General features: G+C 35.3%; 2 pseudogenes. Both read left to right on the forward strand.

From position 1 onward, the window contains the following. Nucleotides 1-811, forward strand: a pseudogene (locus tag ADH52_RS10935) (hypothetical protein); the annotation flags it as partial. A 9-nt stretch (nt 812-820) separates the two neighbouring features. Next, nucleotides 821-1,030: pseudogene (locus tag ADH52_RS11545) on the forward strand (hypothetical protein); the annotation flags it as partial.

Consider the following 1,030-nt stretch of genomic DNA (forward strand, 5'->3'; position numbering starts at 1 on the left):
TGCCTATACAGCAGGTCAGGTTGCCTATCATGGGACCAAGCTCCTAGGTGGAAGTGAGGAAGACGCCCAAACCGCCAACTTTATCGGGAACTTGGTAGGAGGCTATGTGACCTCCTCAGCAGCCAGCAAGTTTAGTCTCAATAAGGTGAAAGATGCCTTTTCTACGAATACAAAAAAATACACTCTGAATAGTGATCGATTATCAAATCTAGAACTATATACATCTCCAGAAATAAAAGCTAAAATCAATAAGGCGGGTTATAGCCTGGAGGACTTTTCGAACTTAGTAGATGCAGATACGACTTTATCAGCTAAAACAGATGCCTTTGTCAAAGCTGTTCGCAAAGAGATTGGTATACCAGCTCCTAAAACCAAGATGAATAAAACGATACCTACAGAGTTTGTTGAATCATATCTCAGTGGAGAACGTAATTTTTTTGCAGGTTTTGTCTCGGTTGATGAGCATTCAAAATCATTAACTACTCTTCCAGAAATAGTTGAAGGAAATCGATTAGATTATCCTAACACTCCTTTTGACTTAGAAAAAACCAAGACCTATGCGAAGATATCATTTTTATTGGATGAAGCAGATAAGCTAGATATTCCATTTGGTGAACTTGATAATGCAAGTTATCCTTTTACAGGTCGAGGTTTTACAGGTTCTAAGAATATCATATTACCGGAGTATAAATTGATGGAAGAACATGTATTTAAGAATGGAGATATGATAAGCGTTTTTGAAAGTAAAACTGGTAAAGTTATGAAACAATACGGTTTTACTAAAGATAAAGGCTGGATAGTATTGGAATGAGGGATAGTAATGTACGCAATTTATAAACAAAACAAATTTGAAGCGGAATATGAGAACAAGCATGAAGTAATTTTATATAGTCGTGTTAAATTTAAAGATTTTCAAAATTATATAAGTCCTTGGGGGAGGATATCTGATAATGTATTTACAAAAAAAGTCAAGATGGAAGAGCTAGACTATCTATACAGTATTCATTATGAGATTCAATATAAGGGGCAT

The organism is Streptococcus pseudopneumoniae (genome assembly GCF_001072665.1).
Taxonomy (GTDB): Bacteria; Bacillota; Bacilli; order Lactobacillales; family Streptococcaceae; genus Streptococcus; species Streptococcus pseudopneumoniae_S.